The organism is Paenibacillus rhizosphaerae (assembly GCF_014192015.1).
Classification (GTDB): Bacteria; Bacillota; Bacilli; order Paenibacillales; family Paenibacillaceae; genus Paenibacillus_AQ; species Paenibacillus_AQ rhizosphaerae.
In genome coordinates, this window is record NZ_JACHXJ010000006.1 from 273706 (window position 1) to 290813 (window position 17108).

The window sequence follows — 17108 nt, forward strand, 5'->3', positions numbered from 1 at the left end:
TGTACAAACCTGCGGATTCATATAGTGATAAGGCTGTTTTGTTTGAAATTATTACCATGAGATTCGCGTTATTTTAAATGATTAGACCGGAGATATCTTCCAACACGAGGCGGGTTCTATTATCATCCCTAGTCAATCTGCCTAACGGCCATTACGAGCTTACGCCTTCCTCAGCCTTTTTCCCCGCGATCAGCAGTTGGACCCCGATCATTGCCACAATAATAACGAGCATGACGAGAAGCGCAGCATGAAAGCTGCCGCTGTAATCATGGATCGTTCCCACCAGCAGTGGGCCGAATGCGCCGATAATGTAACCTCCACATTGAGACATCGCAGCCCACGCCCCGGCCTCCTCCGAGGTGTTCGTCTCGACAATCGGCAGCATCAACGCCAGCGGGAATAATCCGCCTGCCCCGATTCCCAAACAGATGATAGCCGGCAGCATGGGCAGATGGAACAATAACATCACAATGCCGATCAACTCAAACACACTGCATAGAACCAAAAACAATCTTCTTTTGCCAAAGCGGGAAACCAGACCCGGAACGATTAAGGAGACAGGAACTTGGATGATCGTAAAGACGGTAAGGAACACCGCCGAGCTCGACGGACCGTACCCGAAGCTGTGGGCTATCGGTGAAATCCATGCGGTAATGGAGTAAAACATGCTCGCCATAAAACCGAAAAATAACGTTAATAATATCGCTCTTTTATTACGGAGGGGAAGCCTGGAACGAACCAGACCTTTCCGATCGGCCCTGCTGCGGACAAACACCGACCAGATCAGGAGCGCAATAACACCCAAAATGGCCCAGCAAGACAAGGTCAACGTTAAGCTGTGATGGCTTCGCTCGTATATCGGAATGGACAAGGCGGACGCTAAAGCTGCCCCTACGGTCATCGATGCGGAATATATACTGACAATGCCGGGCTTCGTCGGGAAATACTTTTTAATAAAACCGGACAGCAAAGGCCCTGCCAAACTAATCCCGACCCCGCCTATCAACGCAGTAACCACCAGGATCGTAACGGAGCCGACGATTCCCCGCAGAGCGGTGCCTCCTGTAATGAGCAGCAAGGCGATGACAATGGTGCGCTCCAGACCCAACCGGTCACTCAGCGCCGTCGCTGCGGGAGCAAAAATCCCCATACATAATACAGGCAGCGTCGTGAGCAGACTTGCGGTCAGTCCGCTCATTCCCAAATCGCTCTGCATTGTACCGAGCAAAGGGGCGACAGACGTAAGAATGGGCCTTAGGTTCAAGGCTGCGATAAATATAGCTAATAATAAATAGAACTTTCTCATCGATCTCCTCCACCCATCTGCTTCTTTATGTACATTCAGTATATGGAACCACCATTCATTGTTCAATCCTATAATTTATATTATTATGATAGTAAAATACTATTAAAATCAGGAGACCTTGCATGGACACTCGAAATATACAGTACTTTATGGCCGTATATGAGCATCTTCATTTTACGAAAGCCGCCGATGATCTAGGCATCTCCCAGCCCACACTAAGCCAGCAGATTCGCATCCTTGAAGCGGAGTTCGGCATGCCGCTCTTCGACCGCATCGGCAAGAAGGTGGTTGTGACCGAAGCCGGTAAGCTTCTGCGGGAGTATGGAACGAAAATGCTGCAGGCGGAACGGGATGCCAAAAATGCCATCAAGGAGCTCCAGTCCGGCAAACAAGGCACCGTTCGGCTGGCCGTGCTGCCTTCTGACCTGGATTTTCAGCTCGTTCCACTGTTTGTCCAGTTCAAATCCACATATCCTGACATCCAGCTGCAGGCCTTCTCGACGATCTTCGTCCAGGACGAAGTGCTTAACCATAAAGTTGATCTCGGCATTGGATTGCGCGGGCCGGTTGATAAAAGGCTGACCCATATTCCGCTTGGGTGCGAGCCCTATCATGTATTCGTGAATTCGGCAAGCGAGCTCGCCGGCAGGAAGGGGATCACGCTGGAGGAACTGAAGAACCACGCCTTAGTGATGTATCCAAAAGGGTATCTCGGCCGCGATCTGGTTGATGATGTATGCAGACAAGAGGGCTTCGAATTAACGACGGTGATGGAGGCCAGTTCAGCCTCCTCGCTGCTGCAACTAGTATCGGCCGGGATAGGCGCGACGATTCAACCGGCTGGATTACTCAGACAAAATCCGGAGCGGCCCGAAATTGCATCCATCCCGATTACTGGACCGACGCCGGTGCGTCATCTCGAGCTGATGTACTATGCGGATCGATTTATTAGCGGCTCCCAGCAGCAATTGACGAAATGGCTGATTGATTACTTTCACGCCAACATAGGCCAGAATCCGCATGACGCAAACAATTAGGTGGACGCGTGTCATACTGTTATTTCCCGGATCCATGCATACTCCAGACCAATCAAAAATGTGCCAATGGTACGAATATCGAGCGACAGGCGTACTGAATAAAAGCCCGAATCACCTGCCGGTAGATTCGGGCTTAGCATGCTCTATTCCTCGAAAAGCTGATTTTTATCCGCCCCGGAAACGTTTAGCAGAATGTCCGTCGAATTGGCAACCAGCCTGAACTGATTGTCATTTACCTTTTCCGCCGCAGCGGCTACGGATGCACCTTGGAGCTGGCGATTAATGGCTCCAACCAAGGCATCCATGGTGGCATACCGCGAAACTAACGTGACGGTGGCCGTATGCTCCCCATCACTCACATTAAACGTACGATTCTTGCTATGGTCGATATCGGTTCCGTTATATTGGCTCTGCGGAAAGAAATATTCCCAGTCAGCTCCGCCTAACGTAACGGAGGACGCTGAGCCGGTGCTGAACGCAAAGATCGAGAACGTATCCCCGAATCCGACGGCACCCAAAGTTCGCTTCCCCAGGTCGATTCCATGCGCATTGCAGTAATCCTGAATAAAACTGTCGACGGCCGAGCCCACGACTTGCCCTGCAGTAAACTCGCCTAGGGGAATATTCCATGTCAAATCGACAGGGATCGTTATCTTCCCGTCGCTGATCGTGAAATGTTTGGGCGTGCTTTGGAAGTCAGTCGTTTGGACCTGGAAGCTCTCCCCCCGAGCTTGCGTTGCATAGATGGTGGAAAAGTCCAAGTCGGCGATGGCTTTGCTCGTGATCGTCTCCGGTTCGCCAGTGACAGCCTTGACGCGAATGGTAATCTCTTTCGTATCGGAAGCAGCTCCTGCGGCGATGGTCGCAACGAGGACGACGTCCGTATTTTCGTTCAATCCTTCGCGCTTTACGCTACCGGTCGTTATATCCACGATCGATGATTGCCCCATGTTTTTCAGGGTCCAAGTAATTGTCGCACCGTCTTGGGCGCTTGGCAGCTCGATCTTTTCCGCAACGCCGTTGTAAACGATCTGCAGATTCCCTTTAGCTACGGCCACGATGTTCAAATCCCTGATCATGTCCTCGGCATCCGTCAGTTTGCCGATATCGCCTACCCGTGTCTTTTGGCTATCCGTTAAACTATCGTAATGGGCGCGGGCTGACGTTACAGCCGGTTCATCTGTCAGCTTGATATCCGCTTTCGCCGGCAATGCTGCGATTTCCGCTCGGACCGGAGCTGCCGCCTGCTCATCCAACGCTGCTTGGGCTTCCAGTTCAGCAATCGCTTGTTCGGCTTCCGTCAATTTGGCGATGCCGCCTACCAAGGCTTTCTGCGCATCCGTTAACGCATCATAGTGTGCCCGGGCTTGAACGATGGCCGGTTTGTCGGATAACTTGATATTTGCTTTTGCAGGCAATGCTGCGATTTCTGCTTTTACCGGTTCTGCAGCGGCTTGATCCGGATTCTGATGTGGAGTTTCTTCTCCGCCGCCGGAGGGTGCGCCCCCGCCGGAAGATGGCGTCGACGGCGTCGGTGTTGTTGGTGTTGGTGAAGGAGTTGTGGGCGACGTCGGCGTTGTGGGCGGTACAACGGGCGGCTGGGGGCTGCCTTCGTCCGCCTTTGCCTTGTCGTTCATAAACTGGACCGTCACCAGGGCTGCGTCCTGGCGGGTCGCCCGATTTCCGGGATTGAAGGTACCGTCGGGGTATCCATGAATGAGTCCCAATTCAACGGCAGCGGCGACGGCATCTTTGGCCCATGCGGAGATGGATGCAGCGTCGGAGAACGTTAAATTACGGCCTTTTCCTGCAGGGTTGACGCCTAGGGCGTTCACGAAAATCACCGCCATTTGCTCGCGGGTGAGGTTCTGCCCCGCTCCGAAAATCCCGTTCCCCATGCCTTTGAACAATCCTGCCTTGAACGCCGCTTCCACGGCAGCATAGGCATAGTTTTCTTTCGGCACGTCTTTGAAGGTCGGCGTTACCGGCGGATGGCTAAGGTCCAATTGGAGTGCCTTGGCCATGATGATCGCAAAATCCTGCCGCTGGATATCGCTAGTCGGATTGAATTTTCCATCGCCTGTTCCGTGGATGATTCCTTTGCTGACAAGCTCATTTATCGCGTCTTTGGCATAACTGTTTGAAATGTCTGATAGGGGAGCATCTCCGTATGCATGCGGCACCAGAGCGCCTAGTAGGGCGGCGGCGGATAGAATCGATATCGATTTCCCTTTTAAACTCATCTGAATATTCCCTCCCCAATAATAAAATCGCTAGAATCAACGCGTTGATCTGCTGACGACATAAGCCCCCAAGCCCCTCCCTTGCATCCTTATTGATGGTTTTGAGCTGTATTTTAATACTATAAAACGATTTTGGGTAATAGAAAATCCCCCGTAAGGGGGACGCCGGGGGAAGTTGTCCCCCCAACTATTTTTCAGGAACATCCGCCTTTGAGTAATACCGAACAGTCTTCCCGTTTCTTTCTGCATACTCAATTTCTCTTTCCGTGCTGCTCCCAATATAACCTCCGACATCAATGACAAAGATTTCATCGGACATATCAATTTTTTTGAAATGAAGATCGCCGAGCAGTTCTGCCTGTTCTGGCGTCAATGCCATTCCTTCACTCTGCTCAAAAAACGCTAGGCTTATTACAATATTTCCCTTAAGCGTTAAATAAGCGTTGACCTGTTCAAATTGCCTTTTGAATTTAGTAGATCCGCATAAAGTGATTACTCGCATCATTTCACCCTCTCTAAAGAGCAAACTTTCTATTCGTCATCATACCATTTTAACCAGCCTTCAAATAGACGCCCTTCGGTCGCTGTGTTAGAATTCCTTCATGTGGAAAAAGAGGAGTGAAGCAACATGCCAAAAGACCAGCTGCAGCAATTCATTGCTCTCCGTGAACAGGGGCGCGCCAACCAGGATCAAGAGCTTCTGGCCGATGTACGCGCCAGGCTGCTGGAGCTGCTGAATGAAGATCCGAATGATGCGCAGGTGAACTACCAGACCGCAATCGCCCATGACAACTCGGGATTGGGAAAAGAAGCCATCCCCTACTACGAACGCGCCCTGCAGCTCGGCCTTTCCGGTAACGATCTGGAGCGCTGTCTACTCGGTCTGGGGAGCACCTACCGGTACTGGGGCCAATATGAGAAGTCGATCGCAACGCTCCGCAGGGGCGTTCAGGAGTTCCCTGACAGCCGTGCACTCCAGGTTTTTCTGGCCATGGCGCTGTACAACGGCAAGCAGTATAAGGAAAGCGCCGAACTCCTGATTACCAATCTCATGGCATCGACCTCAGATGAAAAGCTGCTTTATTTCAAGCGCGGCATTTTGGCCTATACGGAAGACTTGGACGAAACCGCAGAGTAAGCAGCTCTCCGTTAAATCTGGGGCGGTTCAGCGTCTAACCCTCGTCGTTCTCATGAATCTCGCACGTGAGCAAACAGCCTGCCGGTATACATCGGCAGGCTGTTTCATTGCAGATACCATGCAGGTATTCTGCTTCTATTCACTTTTTAGCGGCGTAGAGAAAGGACTTCGCATCTACCCCCGCCTGCTGAAATTCCCAGTCTCCATATATATTCACCTGCTGAAAGCCAGCAGCAAGCAGATCCTTCCTCAACGTCTCCCTCTCCCTAAAAATCAGCGTGTCCTTTTCGCTCTGAATCTCATGGGTATCCAGATTTTCATTAAAAGTATCGTACGTGACCAGAGGCAGATGGACAGAGGTCGTTTCATGCCAGGTTCTGATGTTCGCCTTCGTTGCCGGATCCACAACTTCACGGAGAGAATGTTCCTTGGTCCAGCGCTCCCAGGCGCGTGCGAGGGGATTTCTGGTGTCGAACAGCAGATATCCTCCCGGCCTCAAGGACTGAAAAATGTTGCGCAGCGTGGCTGTCCATTCCGTGTCCGTCACAAAAACCTGCGCCACGTTGGACGTCATCATCACCAAATCATAATGCTCCGTCCCCAGGTTATCGGACGTTCCAACCTCCCATAGCACGGCGTTCTCCGTGTCCTTCTGCTTGGCGATCCGAATTGACGCCTCGTCGGGATCCAAACCGGTCACGTGATAACCTTTACCCGCCAAATGCAGCGTCAGCCTTCCGGTTCCGCAGCCTAAATCGGCTATTCTGTCAGGCTTGATCCGCTCAATAATGCGCACGAAAAACGTGTCGTCCTTCCCCCATCGGTTCAATTGATCGTAAATTGATTCGAACATCATTTGCCCCCCGCTTCCTTCCTGAATTTTCGCTACACTGATCATAATTCATTGCCCATCAGGGAGATAGGGAAAGAAAAAATATAGCCGTTAAATATCCGTGCAGAGACATGGAATGCAGCAAATCGGATCGCTTTCCGTCACCTTATCCTTCTCCCAGCGAGTCGCGCAGGTGCTGGACATCGCTCATCGGCGGCCGTCCGAATAAACGGGCGTATTCCCTGCTGAATTGGGAGGGACTCTCGTAGCCGACCCGAAATCCGGCCGTTGCAGCATCCAAGCCTTCCGTTAGCAGCAGCCGCCTTGCCGTCTGCAGCCGGATCGTTTTTTGATACTGCAGCGGGCTCATCGCCGTTACCCGTTTGAACTGCTTGTGAAAGGTCGTCGGGCTCATGTTGACTTGAGCGGCCAACGCTTCAATCACCAGCGGCTGGGAGTAATCTCTGTTGATCCGATGGATGGCGCTTGAGATGCCCTGGGCATAGCTTCCGATCACCGCAAACTGCCTGATCAGCGCTCCCTGCTCACCCTGCAGTACCCGGTAAAATATTTCCCGGATGACGAGCGGAGCCAGCATCTCAATATCTGCGGGTGTCTCTAACAGACGGACAAGGCGCAGGACCGCATCCAGCAAGGGAGGCGTGGACGGCTGAACCAAAATGCCCCGCCCTCCAGTCTCTCCCTTTTCTTGTGGCGAAGGGCTGGACTTCTTGTTGATATCCACCAGAACGTCGGGACTCAGCGTCAGTGCCAAGCTTAAATAAGGAATCTCCGGCGAAGCCTCGATAATTTTCCCGATCACCGGCAGATGGACGGAGGTCACCATATAGGTACCGGGTTCAAGCAGGAAGCTGTCTCCGGCTAATGCGGCTGTTTTGGAGCCTTGGGCAATGATGTACAGCGAGGGCATGTTGATCGTATGCGTCGGTTCGGATTCCTTGGACAAACGCCGGAAGCAGAGCCCAGGAATCGCTGTGGTATGCACGCCGTCCACCAGCGCATAACGCGCAATTAGCCGGGCTAATTCAGAAACGTGTTGGTTCAAGGCAGGATCCGCTCCTTTTTATTCAACCTAAGATACATTGATTATATACCACTGCCGGACAGGATTAGGCAAGGATCGCACAAGAATGGTCTACTTGGTTTCATCTGATTTTTCTTATCATGGGAAAAGCAAAGCACAAATATCAGATGAAAGAAGGACTGAAGCTGTGAATAGAAACGATGAAATGATGTCAGGAATCAGAGGTAAAGTCATTGCCATCACAGGCGCAAGCGGCGGAATTGGCGAGGCAGCGGCCGTACGGCTTGCGGAGCGTGGAGCGAAGCTTGTCCTCGGGGCGCGTCGTGCGGATCGGCTCAAGGACATCGTAACGCGGATCGAGAGCCGCGGCGGAGAGGCAGTATATGCAGGCATAGATGTAACCAATCGCGACGACCTGTCCCACCTGGTGCAGCTGGCTTGCGAGCGGTTTGGCAAACTGGACGTGCTTATTAACAATGCAGGAATCGGACCGATTTCGCCGCTCGACGAGCTGCGCGTTGAAGACTGGGAAGCGATCCTCGACGTCAACACAAAAGGCGTGTTATACGGGATTGCCGCTGCGCTGCCTGTTTTTCGTAAGCAAAACTTCGGCCATTTTGTAAATATCGCTTCTACCGCTGGACTGAAGACCGTGGTGAACCAGGCGGTTTATTCCGGTTCCAAGTTTGCCGTTCGCGCCATCTCTGAAGGACTCCGGCAGGAAGCTGGCGGCCGCATACGCGTAACGATCATTTCCCCGGGCGTTGTACAGACGAACTTTATCGACGGGATACCCAATCAAGAAGTGAAAGATCAGCTGACAGCGGTTAGAGACGGACTGGGATTACCCCCGGATGCGGTTGCCCGCGCGATCGCTTTCGCGATTGAGCAGCCGGCTGATGTGGATATCAACGAGATCGTGATCCGTCCTACGGCGCAGGTGTAAAGGATACCCGGTTAAAGATTACACCCTTGCCTCCTTTGTCATCCATTCAAATTTTGTGAACAAGTTTTGTGAACAAGTCAATCGGTAGTTTGGGAGTCAAGCCCCGGATGTATAGACGCAGGCTGGAAGTTGCATCCTAAAGACAAATGGATTGTAGACAAGGGAGGCATCGAAACGGAATGGAAAAGGATAACCACTCAGCCAACGAAGCTGAAGCGAAGGAACAAGCCGCGAAAGCAAACCATAACAAGGTTTCGGAAGTCCAGGACACCGAATTTGCCGGAGAACTGAGCCGCAGCGACATCAAGTCCGCGTTCAAAAATCCGATTACCGGCGAAGAGCGGTTATATTAATCGAGCTGCACCGTAAATCAATGTTTGGCCCGGATTGGGGAGCAGTAAAAAATAAGGTTAATCTTAAGCGCAAGGAGCGCTGTAAGATTAACCTTTTGTATTTGGATGCCGGCTCTGCGGCAGCACCAACAGCAGGTCACCGTCCCAGCTTTCTTTGGATCACTTCCGTCTCCCTTAACTCCCTGCGCTGTTTAGGTGCTGTAGGGATCAGCCAGAAAGTCGTTCACCGCTTGAGCATAACCATGTAAATCATCGGAGTGGACACCGTGACCGCATTGTTCGAAAACGACAAGCTTCGTGCCCGGTCTTCTTGCCTGCATGCGTCTCGCCTGTTCGGTATCCAGGATGAAGCTCCTGCCGCCATGAATCAGGAGGATCGGGCAGCTTGAACGCAGCCAGTCATCCCACCACACCCCGTTGGATTGAGGGACGGATACCTGCAGCCCTTTCAAATCCGTTCGGAAGCCCCAGCCCCATTCATCCTCCAGCACGCTTTCGGCAAAATAGTCGATCGCCCGGAGTCCTGCACTGGCAAGCGATTCCCTCAGCTGCTTCAAGGAAGGCGACCGGAACGGAAGCTTGGCGGCAAAGGAAAAGTCCGCGTTAATCTCCGCACCGATATCCTCCACGATCAGAGCCGTCACCAGTTCGGGATAACGTGCCGCGAATTGATAAGCATTTAATCCACCCAAAGAATGCCCCAAAATCGTAACCGGCTGTCCCCCGAACTCCGACTGGACCAGATTCCAAATATCCATTACGTAATCTTCCCTCGCGTATTCCTGCCCGGGAGGATGGCCGCTCCATCCATGTCCCCGCTGATCCAGAGCAATCACCCGCCAATCCTTGAATCGGGCCGCCAGCTCCGAGAAGGTTCTTGCATTTGCCATGTACCCATGCAGCATCACCAGCACCTGCCTGCTGTCTCCGCCAAAATCAAGATAGGACAGCTGAAGATTTCCCGATTTAAAATATTTTCTTTGTGCCAATGGAGTATGCTCTGTCATTGTACTGTTCCCTCCTTTTATATGATTCAGGCGCCAAGATGCAGGCCACGTGTTTTCGTTTTTCGCTGCTTCTGTCCATACAAGCCCGCCAATCCGGCGGATATTCCCATAAAGATCGCGCCTGACGCCGCGCCGAATTGCAAACCGTACTGCTGCACTCCTACCCCGCCGACGATCGGCCCCATCATTTGTCCTGCCGCGAAAAAAGCGGTGGCGATGCTGAGGCATGCCGCATAGGCGTGATGCGGAACGTGGCGCCGAAGGAGCGAAGTCGTCATCAGCGGCGGAGTAATAAAAGAAACAAGTCCGATCGTCACCGCGCCTAGTGCGGTAAAGAACAAACTCCCGGTCGTTATGCCGAGCACCCCGACGGTACCCAAGGACAGCCCCGCCGCCAGTGTAAACCCGCTCGGCCACCGGTCGATAGCCCTGCCGCCGACCCAGCCGTTAAACAAACCCGCCAAGCCGATACTGGACCAGATCAATCCGGCGAAGAGGGCCGGTATGCCCCTGCTTACCAGATAAGGGATCAGATAGGTGAAGTAAATAATGTAGCCTGCGCCAAAGAAAAAATAAGAACCGATTAAGAACAAGAGCTTCTCGGGGCTGAATAGAAGCCGGTGTATTTTGACGCGTTGTTGATCCGGGGTTTTCATTTCTGCCTGGGACGATGAACTTCCCTGTCTCTGCTTGCCCGTGACCACCGCAAAACCAAAAGCCGCCACGATGCCGAATACGCCCATGGCTGCCCAGGCATACCGCCACCCCTGCAAGTGGGACGGGTCAATCGTAAGGGGTGCGGATAAACCCGTGATCAGAATGCCGGCGGAGCCGCCCAGCCAAATCAAGCCCGAAGCCGCTCCCTGCTCAGCCGGCCGGACGGCGTCCATTGCGATAGACAAGACGAGCACCGTGGCAAGCGCCGATAAAAATCCTATGGCAAAACGCCATAGACCGAGCTGGGCGAAATGACCGCTGAATGCCGAGCCGATCATGGCCAATCCGAGCAAAAAGCATGTCGTTTGATTGATGCCATGCTTGCGGTCCGGAAACCGGGAGATCAAGGGAGGCAGGCACAAGGTCCCCGCCAAATAGCCGATAAAATTAACGGTCCCCAACATCCCCAATTGACTGTAGCTCCCCCCGATTTCCCGCTGGATCCCCGGCAGAAACATGCCGTAAGAGAGCCGGGAAAAACCAAGGATCACAACAAATAACAGCGATGCCCACAAGGTGATCCCGTTCCATGCCGATTTTTGGCCCATCATTTGATTTCCCTTCCATGGTTTGGTTTGAAATTAGTTTAAAAGAGCGCGATTATTTTGTAAAATTGAATTATATGAATAAATCGTTTAAATTTCTTAAACCAAGGATGATGAACATGGATTTGCGAGCCTTAAAAACGTTTGAAGCCTGCGTACGACTCGGCCACTTCCAGAAAGCTGCGGAGGAGCTCCAATATGCGCCATCTACGGTAACCCTTCAGATCCAGCGTTTGGAAGCCGATCTGGGTGTTTCTTTATTCGTTCGGGATGGTAAACGCGTGATCGTCACCGAGGCTGGCCGGTGGCTCCATCAAGAAGCCGGGACTTTGCTGAAGTCCGTACAATCCATCAGGCAGACCGTTTCCGAAATCGCTTCGGGAGAAGGCGGGACCGTTCGTTTCGCCGCGATTGAACCCATCGCAAGCCAAAGACTGGCGGCGGTCGTCGCTGATTTTTGCAGGCTGCATCCGAAAGTGCAGTTAACGATGGAAGTGAGCGGCAGCCAGCCGATTGCGGACAGGGTTCGGTCCGGCGAACTGGACTTTGGGATATGCTCGGTTCCTTCAGCGAAATTCATGCTGAATTTTGAACCGCTGTTCGAGGATCAACTCGGGGTCATGATGCGTGCAGATCATCCGCTTGCCAAACAGGATGATATTGAGGTAAGCGACCTCGCGGGACTTACGGTTCTGGTCAAAGAACCGACTTGTATCTATCGGAAGCTTTGGGAGAGGACGGTGCGCCAAACGGATCCCCATCCTTATTCTTGTATGGAGGTAGGAAGTTTCTTTGTCATTCAGCAAATGCTTAAGGAAGCATCCAGCGTGGGGGTCGTTCCGATGTACAGCGGTCTTGAACTGGAGGGTTCTCTGGTCATCCGCCCATTCTCCGACATCCACCCTATCGTTCCGTTAGGCATCGTTTATAAAGATAAACACCTCTTGGGCAAAGCGACGTTATTATTAATGGATGCTATCAGGGCGATTTCATAGGTGCCGTATTCATTTGTCCGCTCCAAACGCCGGTCAAGACATCATCTTGCCGGCCTTTTACGTATGCTTGGGGTACGGTCTCGCTCCAAAAAATCCAGTTCGCGAGGGCATCATTCCATTTAATAAATAAACGGAACCAATTTTTTGGTTTTCTTCTCATAGTCCTCAAAGGCTACCCCGTATTTTTTTCTCAAATATCGATCATGAACGGGAATATTCTGAAAAACAAACATCGACAACAGAAGAATCGGAACCAGCCCGGACCATAAATTTCTCGTGAGTATCGCAAAACCGCAGACCCAGACTACGTCACCAAAGTAGTTGATATGAATTGCGTATTTGAACAAGCCTCCCGTATAGAGTTTCCCTTGATTTTGAGCGATCTTCTTCCACCTGTCCCGCAGCCATTCGGATAACGAATTAATGAGAGAACCGGCGAAAAAGAGAAATAGGGCGACACCGTCCACTCCATCCAGCGGCTTATCGCGAATACCGCCTAACACGGTGAATCCCATATAATATACAGCGAAAGCAAATAAAACACCTCCGGCTTCGCCCCACGATATCCCCCTTTTCAACAAATAAACCGTCATCCAGCTCATTCGAAAAAAAGTAACCAGGCCACATACCATTAGCATCAAGTTACGCTGCATGTCGCCCTGAGGCAAGTGGAAAGCCACATTCCCATTCATAAATAAAAACCAATAGGCAAATCCAAGAAATAGGCATTCACCGGCAATGATCGTTACTCTTTGCGGCCAAGATTTGTCCTTTGCACCATACATCACGGACCCCCTCGCTTTCCATATCTTTGTGCCATTGACTGCATCAATTTCTCCAATACCACTTTTAACGAACCAATCAGCATAACATCTTAAGGACCGAACTATAGTCCCCGCCGGTAAGCATGTGGAGACGCCCCTACGATCGCCTTAAAATCTTTGCTGAAATGCGCTTGATCGAAATAACCGAGCTCCAAGGCCACCGTCGCGATATCGGCTCCATTTTCAATCGCCTCGCTGGCTTCGTGCATGCGGTATCGCTGAATGACCCATTTGGGGCTTACTCCTAAGTACTCCTTAAACACGCGCTGCAGCGTACGTTTGGATGTGTTGAACCGGTCCACCAACAAGTCTACGCTGGTCATCGAACGATCCACCATGATCGCCCTGACGATCCTGTTCATCTCGTCCACTTTATCATCCGGCTCCGGAATGTAACTGGACAGCAGTCCTTCCATATAGGCAACTCTCTCTTCCAGGCTGTTCGATGCAAAGATCTCCTTCTCCGCCGCTTCCGCATCAAACGGAAAAAACCTGGAGATATCCACCTTACGGTCCACCAGTTCTGACATAGGCTCTGAAATATAACCGTAAAAGGCCCCCGGCCGATACAGAATTCCCGCAATGATCCCCTTCCCCAGCAGGGTATAAGCGGCTTTCCTGCTTTCGATTCCACAGACGTACGAGCTTCCTTGTTCAAAAACGATGTTGACCCCGGGATGCTGCAATACCTCCTGCGTATATGGCGACTGCCCCTCCAAACTCCATTCGACGAACCAGTAATGCTGGATCAGATGCCGGAGCCGTTCTGATGGCGGATGACGTGTAATTTTAACGTTTGTTTGTCCCGGATCAAAATGCAAAATCCCTCGGTTGGGGTTAACCTGATGGCGCATCGAATCCCCCCTAATGGCGCGTTTTTACAAGAAATCGAAAGGACGAAAATGGTACGTTACATGTATAACGTAAGTATATTTGTTTCAAGGGGGATTCGACATGCAGTTAGCGTACACCTTCTACATTGGAGCCAGCCCGGAAGAGGTTTGGGATGTGCTGTTCAACCCCGAGAAATCGTCCCGTGCTTTTATGGGAGGCGTCATCCATTCGAATCTGCAAGCAGGCGCTCCGATCCGGTTCGTCGGCCCTGGGCCGGACGGGGAAAATACGGTGCACATTTACGGAGAAATTCTGGCCTACGAAAAATACCGGGTGCTCAGCTACACCGACCATCCCGGCCCCTCCCACTTCGCCAACCATGAAAGGATGGAGAGCCGGGTTACGATCAGGTTAGAGCAGGTGGGATCATGCACCAAGCTGCACCTCATCAATGATCAATGGACCGACAACAACCCTTTGTTCCTGAAAACCGAGAAGTTCTGGTGGATGATTCTAAGCAATATCAAGTCCATTGCCGAGACCGGCAGCTCCCTCGATTTCGGTTTTTAAATGCGCATCCAGCACCAAAAGACGATCACCCTTAAAGAGGATGACCGTCTTTTTTTTGGCTGTCCGATTTGTTCTCGCAAACGGATTATAAGCGTTCATTAATTTTGATCAGTAGTCCCTTTAACATCTGCTTCTCCTCTTCGGTCAGGGTCTGAACGATTTCATCCTCCACCTTCTGAAAGGAGTCATGAAAGGCATCAATCAATTCAACGGCTTTTGGTAAAACGTAAATATTTTTCTGCCGTTCATTATTGGCCGGAATTTTCCGCTCAATATATCCCTTTTTCTCGAGGCCTTGAAGCATACTCGTTATGCTGGCCCCCTGCAAATGAAACCGATCGGCTAAATCTCTTTGAATGATATCCTTATCCTGGTTTTTATGAATATAATCAAGGACTTTGCCTTGCTGTGCGTTTAATCCGAGCACTTTAATGCTCTCATCCGCCTTTTTCTTCAACTTCAGGCCGATAATCTGAAACAAGTCCAGGTATAGCGTATCCTTGCGAGGTTTCATGATCGTTCCTCCTCGAAATGTTAGGAAACTAACTTTTAACATTTAAACTATACGGGGACTCCATAGACTTGTCAATTTGAATATTAGTTTATTGACTGTTAGATAACTAACTGTTATACTTCGAATTGTTTTTTAAGCACACATCCAAGGAGGAATAACGAAATGAAGAATACGCTAGACAAGGTTACAGCTATTATAAATGCACGGATTTTCGACGGGGAACAAGTGATTGAAGCAAGAAATGTGCTCATTCAAGGGGAGACCATCATTGCCGTGGGCACTGACGTTCCGGAGGATGCAGCCATCGTGGATGCGAACCATGCGACATTACTGCCTGGCTTGATTGATGCCCATGTTCACACTTCCATTGGAGGATTACGGGATGCTGTAAAATTCGGTGTGACGACCGAACTCGAAATGAACGGAGATTTTACCGAAAGAGGACGAGCGATTCAGCTGAAAAATGTGGAAGACGCCGCCGATGTCCGTTCCGCCGGAACCGCGATTACCGCTCCGGGCGGTCATCCGGATGAACTGCTGTCCGATGGGGACGAGATCCCCGAGTTCGTGTTAAAGGAACTGGAGAAGCTATCGAAGGAAGACCGGGAAGCGATGCTGGCGGCTTACGCCCACGATCACGAAGAAGTGCCCCAAGTGACGACGGTGGAAGAAGCGATCAAACACGTGCACACCCAGGTGGAAAATGGCGCGGACTATATTAAAATCATGATTGAAGAAGGCACAGTCATGGGTGCCCCCGGCCTGCCTGTGCTAAGCGACGAAATTCTTAAAGCTGCCGTGGAAGAGGCCCACAAGTTTGATAAAATCGTCATCGCCCACGTCCTGACTGCCCGTTCCTCGCAGACCGCCATCGCTCTTGGGGTGGACGGATTGGGCCACTTGTTTATCGACAGGCCTGCACTCACGCCCGACTTGGTCCAATCCATCGCCGATTCTGGCGCATTTGTGACACCGTGCCTCGTATTGAACTCGTCCATTCTTGGAAATCCGGCATCCGATTTGGCCAATGATCCGCGGGTGCATTCTAAATTAAGCCCGGAATGGATCGATATTTTGAACTCCAGCTTCAATACTTTTCCGCAAGGCGATATGGAGAACAGCTTTAAAAACGTGATGGATCTTCATCGGGCCGGCGTGGACATTCTGGTTGGAACGGATGTCTCTCCTGTGCCTGTTCCGAATCTCGGCGGCCTTGCACATGGTGCCAGCGTCCATCATGAAATGCAGCTGCTCGTTCAGGCTGGATTCACTCCGATCGAAGCGCTTCAGTCCGCCACTTCAAAACCGGCCCGCCGTTTCGGTCTTCACGATCGCGGACGCATTGCCGCAGGTTCGCGCGCAGACCTCATTCTGGTGAATGGCGACCCGACAAGTCATATCTCGGATACCCTGTCGATCGAAGCCGTGTGGCTCAATGGCGTGCAGCAGCAAAGTTAACCAGGAGAACAATTCATTGACTAAACCTTCTGCAAAAGAGAAGCTTTTCCCTACCGGGAAAAGCTTCCTTGTCTAAAAAAAGAATACTGGCTGTTTTTCCGAGCGCATTGGTTGATTATATGCGACGGTCTACGAACGCAATAGGGTTAAACCAAGCTTAACTCGCTTTTCAACCGATCCAGCTGCATAAAATGATGCCGGTAATGCATTTCGACCAGCAAAAACCATTCCGTGGCGGTTAAAGGGCCCAAACGCGGATGGGGGACCTTATATTGCTCAGACGCTCCGGCCAAAGCGGGTTCCGTCCGCTGCATCCGATCCACTACATTCCGGAGCCCTTCGATAATCTGCTCCTTGCTCTCCGGCTGCTGCGGGGTATATTGCGGCGATGCCGGGACCCGGACCCGGACCGGCGGAAAGCTCCCCAGCTCGTATACCTTCCTGCCAGTCTCCGTTTTGCCCTCCGCGGTGGCGAGTGCCGCCCCGTTGCCGGCCAGACAGCTATCAACATGCTGCAGATGCATGAACTGCGCCGTTTGAATCAAATGGATATACATCTGCCCGATCGACCATTCTTCCTCGTTCGTTTTTATCAGCAACTGCTCCATATCAAAGTTCTCCAGTTCAATCAAATACCGTTCTACCGACGTCTCCAAATCCTGCAATGCGTTCGCTGTGCTTTTCAACATGGGAACAACTCCTCTTTATTTCTGGATTTTCTCCCATTATAAAAAACCGCTCCTG

At 51.5% G+C, this 17108-nt stretch carries 18 protein-coding genes; 7 read left to right on the forward strand and 11 right to left on the reverse strand.

Features of this window, described 5'->3' with window-relative positions; all coding sequences use genetic code 11:
- Nucleotides 1-151: 151 nt before the first annotated feature.
- Nucleotides 152-1306 (reverse strand): MFS transporter, encoded by a 1155-nt coding sequence (locus tag FHS19_RS28925; RefSeq protein ID WP_183585753.1) that lies wholly within the window; start codon nucleotides 1304-1306, stop codon nucleotides 152-154.
- Nucleotides 1307-1428: 122 nt separating this feature from the next.
- Here FHS19_RS28925 and FHS19_RS28930 point away from each other — a divergent pair, with 122 nt between their 5' ends.
- Entirely contained in the window at nucleotides 1429-2343 is a 915-nt protein-coding gene (locus FHS19_RS28930) for a LysR family transcriptional regulator (RefSeq protein WP_183585755.1), read from the forward strand.
- Nucleotides 2344-2486: 143 nt separating this feature from the next.
- Here FHS19_RS28930 and FHS19_RS28935 read toward each other — a convergent pair whose 3' ends face one another.
- Both FHS19_RS28935 and FHS19_RS28940 read right to left on the reverse strand, forming a co-directional pair.
- Complete coding sequence (locus FHS19_RS28935; RefSeq protein ID WP_183585757.1) at nucleotides 2487-4586, reverse strand: S-layer homology domain-containing protein; 2100 nt, start codon at nucleotides 4584-4586, stop codon at nucleotides 2487-2489.
- A 187-nt stretch (nucleotides 4587-4773) separates the two neighbouring features.
- The gene (locus FHS19_RS28940; RefSeq protein WP_183586285.1) at nucleotides 4774-5088 is read right to left on the reverse strand and encodes a hypothetical protein; all 315 of its coding nucleotides are present in this window, start codon (nucleotides 5086-5088) and stop codon (nucleotides 4774-4776) included.
- Nucleotides 5089-5214: 126 nt separating this feature from the next.
- Here FHS19_RS28940 and FHS19_RS28945 point away from each other — a divergent pair, with 126 nt between their 5' ends.
- Nucleotides 5215-5724 (forward strand): tetratricopeptide repeat protein, encoded by a 510-nt coding sequence (locus FHS19_RS28945; protein WP_183585759.1) that lies wholly within the window; start codon nucleotides 5215-5217, stop codon nucleotides 5722-5724.
- Nucleotides 5725-5863: 139 nt separating this feature from the next.
- Here FHS19_RS28945 and FHS19_RS28950 read toward each other — a convergent pair whose 3' ends face one another.
- Both FHS19_RS28950 and FHS19_RS28955 read right to left on the reverse strand, forming a co-directional pair.
- A complete protein-coding gene (locus FHS19_RS28950; protein ID WP_183585761.1) occupies nucleotides 5864-6580 on the reverse strand; it encodes a class I SAM-dependent methyltransferase in 717 nt (238 codons plus the stop codon).
- A 142-nt stretch (nucleotides 6581-6722) separates the two neighbouring features.
- A complete protein-coding gene (locus tag FHS19_RS28955) occupies nucleotides 6723-7622 on the reverse strand; it encodes an AraC family transcriptional regulator (protein WP_183585763.1) in 900 nt (299 codons plus the stop codon).
- A 187-nt stretch (nucleotides 7623-7809) separates the two neighbouring features.
- Here FHS19_RS28955 and FHS19_RS28960 point away from each other — a divergent pair, with 187 nt between their 5' ends.
- Entirely contained in the window at nucleotides 7810-8547 is a 738-nt protein-coding gene (locus FHS19_RS28960; RefSeq protein ID WP_183586287.1) for an SDR family oxidoreductase, read from the forward strand.
- A gap of 179 nt (nucleotides 8548-8726) precedes the next feature.
- Complete coding sequence (locus tag FHS19_RS28965) at nucleotides 8727-8900, forward strand: hypothetical protein (protein ID WP_183585765.1); 174 nt, start codon at nucleotides 8727-8729, stop codon at nucleotides 8898-8900.
- Between the two features lie 191 nt (nucleotides 8901-9091).
- On the opposite strand, the gene FHS19_RS28970 is transcribed toward FHS19_RS28965, so the two are convergent.
- Nucleotides 9092-9907: an alpha/beta fold hydrolase gene (locus FHS19_RS28970; protein ID WP_183585767.1), complete on the reverse strand. Its 816-nt coding sequence runs from the start codon at nucleotides 9905-9907 to the stop codon at nucleotides 9092-9094.
- Nucleotides 9908-9933: 26 nt separating this feature from the next.
- Nucleotides 9934-11172 carry a YbfB/YjiJ family MFS transporter gene (locus tag FHS19_RS28975; RefSeq protein ID WP_183586289.1) on the reverse strand — a complete coding sequence of 413 codons (1239 nt, stop codon included), beginning with the start codon at nucleotides 11170-11172 and terminating at the stop codon, nucleotides 9934-9936.
- On the opposite strand from FHS19_RS28975, the gene FHS19_RS28980 reads away from it, so the two are divergent.
- A complete protein-coding gene (locus FHS19_RS28980) occupies nucleotides 11154-12164 on the forward strand; it encodes a LysR family transcriptional regulator (protein WP_246426882.1) in 1011 nt (336 codons plus the stop codon). The genes FHS19_RS28975 and FHS19_RS28980 overlap by 19 nt on opposite strands.
- Nucleotides 12165-12283: 119 nt before the next feature.
- Here FHS19_RS28980 and FHS19_RS28985 read toward each other — a convergent pair whose 3' ends face one another.
- Nucleotides 12284-12949 (reverse strand): DUF1295 domain-containing protein, encoded by a 666-nt coding sequence (locus FHS19_RS28985; protein ID WP_183585769.1) that lies wholly within the window; start codon nucleotides 12947-12949, stop codon nucleotides 12284-12286.
- A 101-nt stretch (nucleotides 12950-13050) separates the two neighbouring features.
- Nucleotides 13051-13842 carry an AraC family transcriptional regulator gene (locus FHS19_RS28990; RefSeq protein WP_183585771.1) on the reverse strand — a complete coding sequence of 264 codons (792 nt, stop codon included), beginning with the start codon at nucleotides 13840-13842 and terminating at the stop codon, nucleotides 13051-13053.
- A gap of 100 nt (nucleotides 13843-13942) precedes the next feature.
- On the opposite strand from FHS19_RS28990, the gene FHS19_RS28995 reads away from it, so the two are divergent.
- Complete coding sequence (locus tag FHS19_RS28995; RefSeq protein WP_183585779.1) at nucleotides 13943-14392, forward strand: SRPBCC domain-containing protein; 450 nt, start codon at nucleotides 13943-13945, stop codon at nucleotides 14390-14392.
- A gap of 85 nt (nucleotides 14393-14477) precedes the next feature.
- Here FHS19_RS28995 and FHS19_RS29000 read toward each other — a convergent pair whose 3' ends face one another.
- Nucleotides 14478-14906: a MarR family winged helix-turn-helix transcriptional regulator gene (locus FHS19_RS29000; protein ID WP_183585788.1), complete on the reverse strand. Its 429-nt coding sequence runs from the start codon at nucleotides 14904-14906 to the stop codon at nucleotides 14478-14480.
- 162 nt (nucleotides 14907-15068) lie between these two features.
- Here FHS19_RS29000 and FHS19_RS29005 point away from each other — a divergent pair, with 162 nt between their 5' ends.
- Nucleotides 15069-16364: an amidohydrolase family protein gene (locus FHS19_RS29005; protein ID WP_183585796.1), complete on the forward strand. Its 1296-nt coding sequence runs from the start codon at nucleotides 15069-15071 to the stop codon at nucleotides 16362-16364.
- A gap of 146 nt (nucleotides 16365-16510) precedes the next feature.
- Here FHS19_RS29005 and FHS19_RS29010 read toward each other — a convergent pair whose 3' ends face one another.
- A complete protein-coding gene (locus tag FHS19_RS29010; RefSeq protein ID WP_183585798.1) occupies nucleotides 16511-17053 on the reverse strand; it encodes a DinB family protein in 543 nt (180 codons plus the stop codon).
- Between the last annotated feature and the right edge of the window lie 55 nt (nucleotides 17054-17108).

Coding starts and splice junctions, on each gene's coding strand:
- FHS19_RS28995 (WP_183585779.1), top strand. CDS start 13,943: ATGCAGTTAGCGTACACCTTCTACATTGGAGCCAGCCCGGAAGAGGTT.
- FHS19_RS29000 (WP_183585788.1), bottom strand. CDS start 14,906: ATGAAACCTCGCAAGGATACGCTATACCTGGACTTGTTTCAGATTATC.
- FHS19_RS28935 (WP_183585757.1), bottom strand. CDS start 4,586: ATGAGTTTAAAAGGGAAATCGATATCGATTCTATCCGCCGCCGCCCTA.
- FHS19_RS28970 (WP_183585767.1), bottom strand. CDS start 9,907: ATGACAGAGCATACTCCATTGGCACAAAGAAAATATTTTAAATCGGGA.
- FHS19_RS28945 (WP_183585759.1), top strand. CDS start 5,215: ATGCCAAAAGACCAGCTGCAGCAATTCATTGCTCTCCGTGAACAGGGG.
- FHS19_RS28975 (WP_183586289.1), bottom strand. CDS start 11,172: ATGGGCCAAAAATCGGCATGGAACGGGATCACCTTGTGGGCATCGCTG.
- FHS19_RS28960 (WP_183586287.1), top strand. CDS start 7,810: ATGTCAGGAATCAGAGGTAAAGTCATTGCCATCACAGGCGCAAGCGGC.
- FHS19_RS28930 (WP_183585755.1), top strand. CDS start 1,429: ATGGACACTCGAAATATACAGTACTTTATGGCCGTATATGAGCATCTT.
- FHS19_RS28990 (WP_183585771.1), bottom strand. CDS start 13,842: ATGCGCCATCAGGTTAACCCCAACCGAGGGATTTTGCATTTTGATCCG.
- FHS19_RS28980 (WP_246426882.1), top strand. CDS start 11,154: ATGCCGATTTTTGGCCCATCATTTGATTTCCCTTCCATGGTTTGGTTT.
- FHS19_RS29010 (WP_183585798.1), bottom strand. CDS start 17,053: ATGTTGAAAAGCACAGCGAACGCATTGCAGGATTTGGAGACGTCGGTA.
- FHS19_RS28925 (WP_183585753.1), bottom strand. CDS start 1,306: ATGAGAAAGTTCTATTTATTATTAGCTATATTTATCGCAGCCTTGAAC.
- FHS19_RS28965 (WP_183585765.1), top strand. CDS start 8,727: ATGGAAAAGGATAACCACTCAGCCAACGAAGCTGAAGCGAAGGAACAA.
- FHS19_RS29005 (WP_183585796.1), top strand. CDS start 15,069: ATGAAGAATACGCTAGACAAGGTTACAGCTATTATAAATGCACGGATT.
- FHS19_RS28985 (WP_183585769.1), bottom strand. CDS start 12,949: ATGTATGGTGCAAAGGACAAATCTTGGCCGCAAAGAGTAACGATCATT.
- FHS19_RS28950 (WP_183585761.1), bottom strand. CDS start 6,580: ATGATGTTCGAATCAATTTACGATCAATTGAACCGATGGGGGAAGGAC.
- FHS19_RS28940 (WP_183586285.1), bottom strand. CDS start 5,088: ATGCGAGTAATCACTTTATGCGGATCTACTAAATTCAAAAGGCAATTT.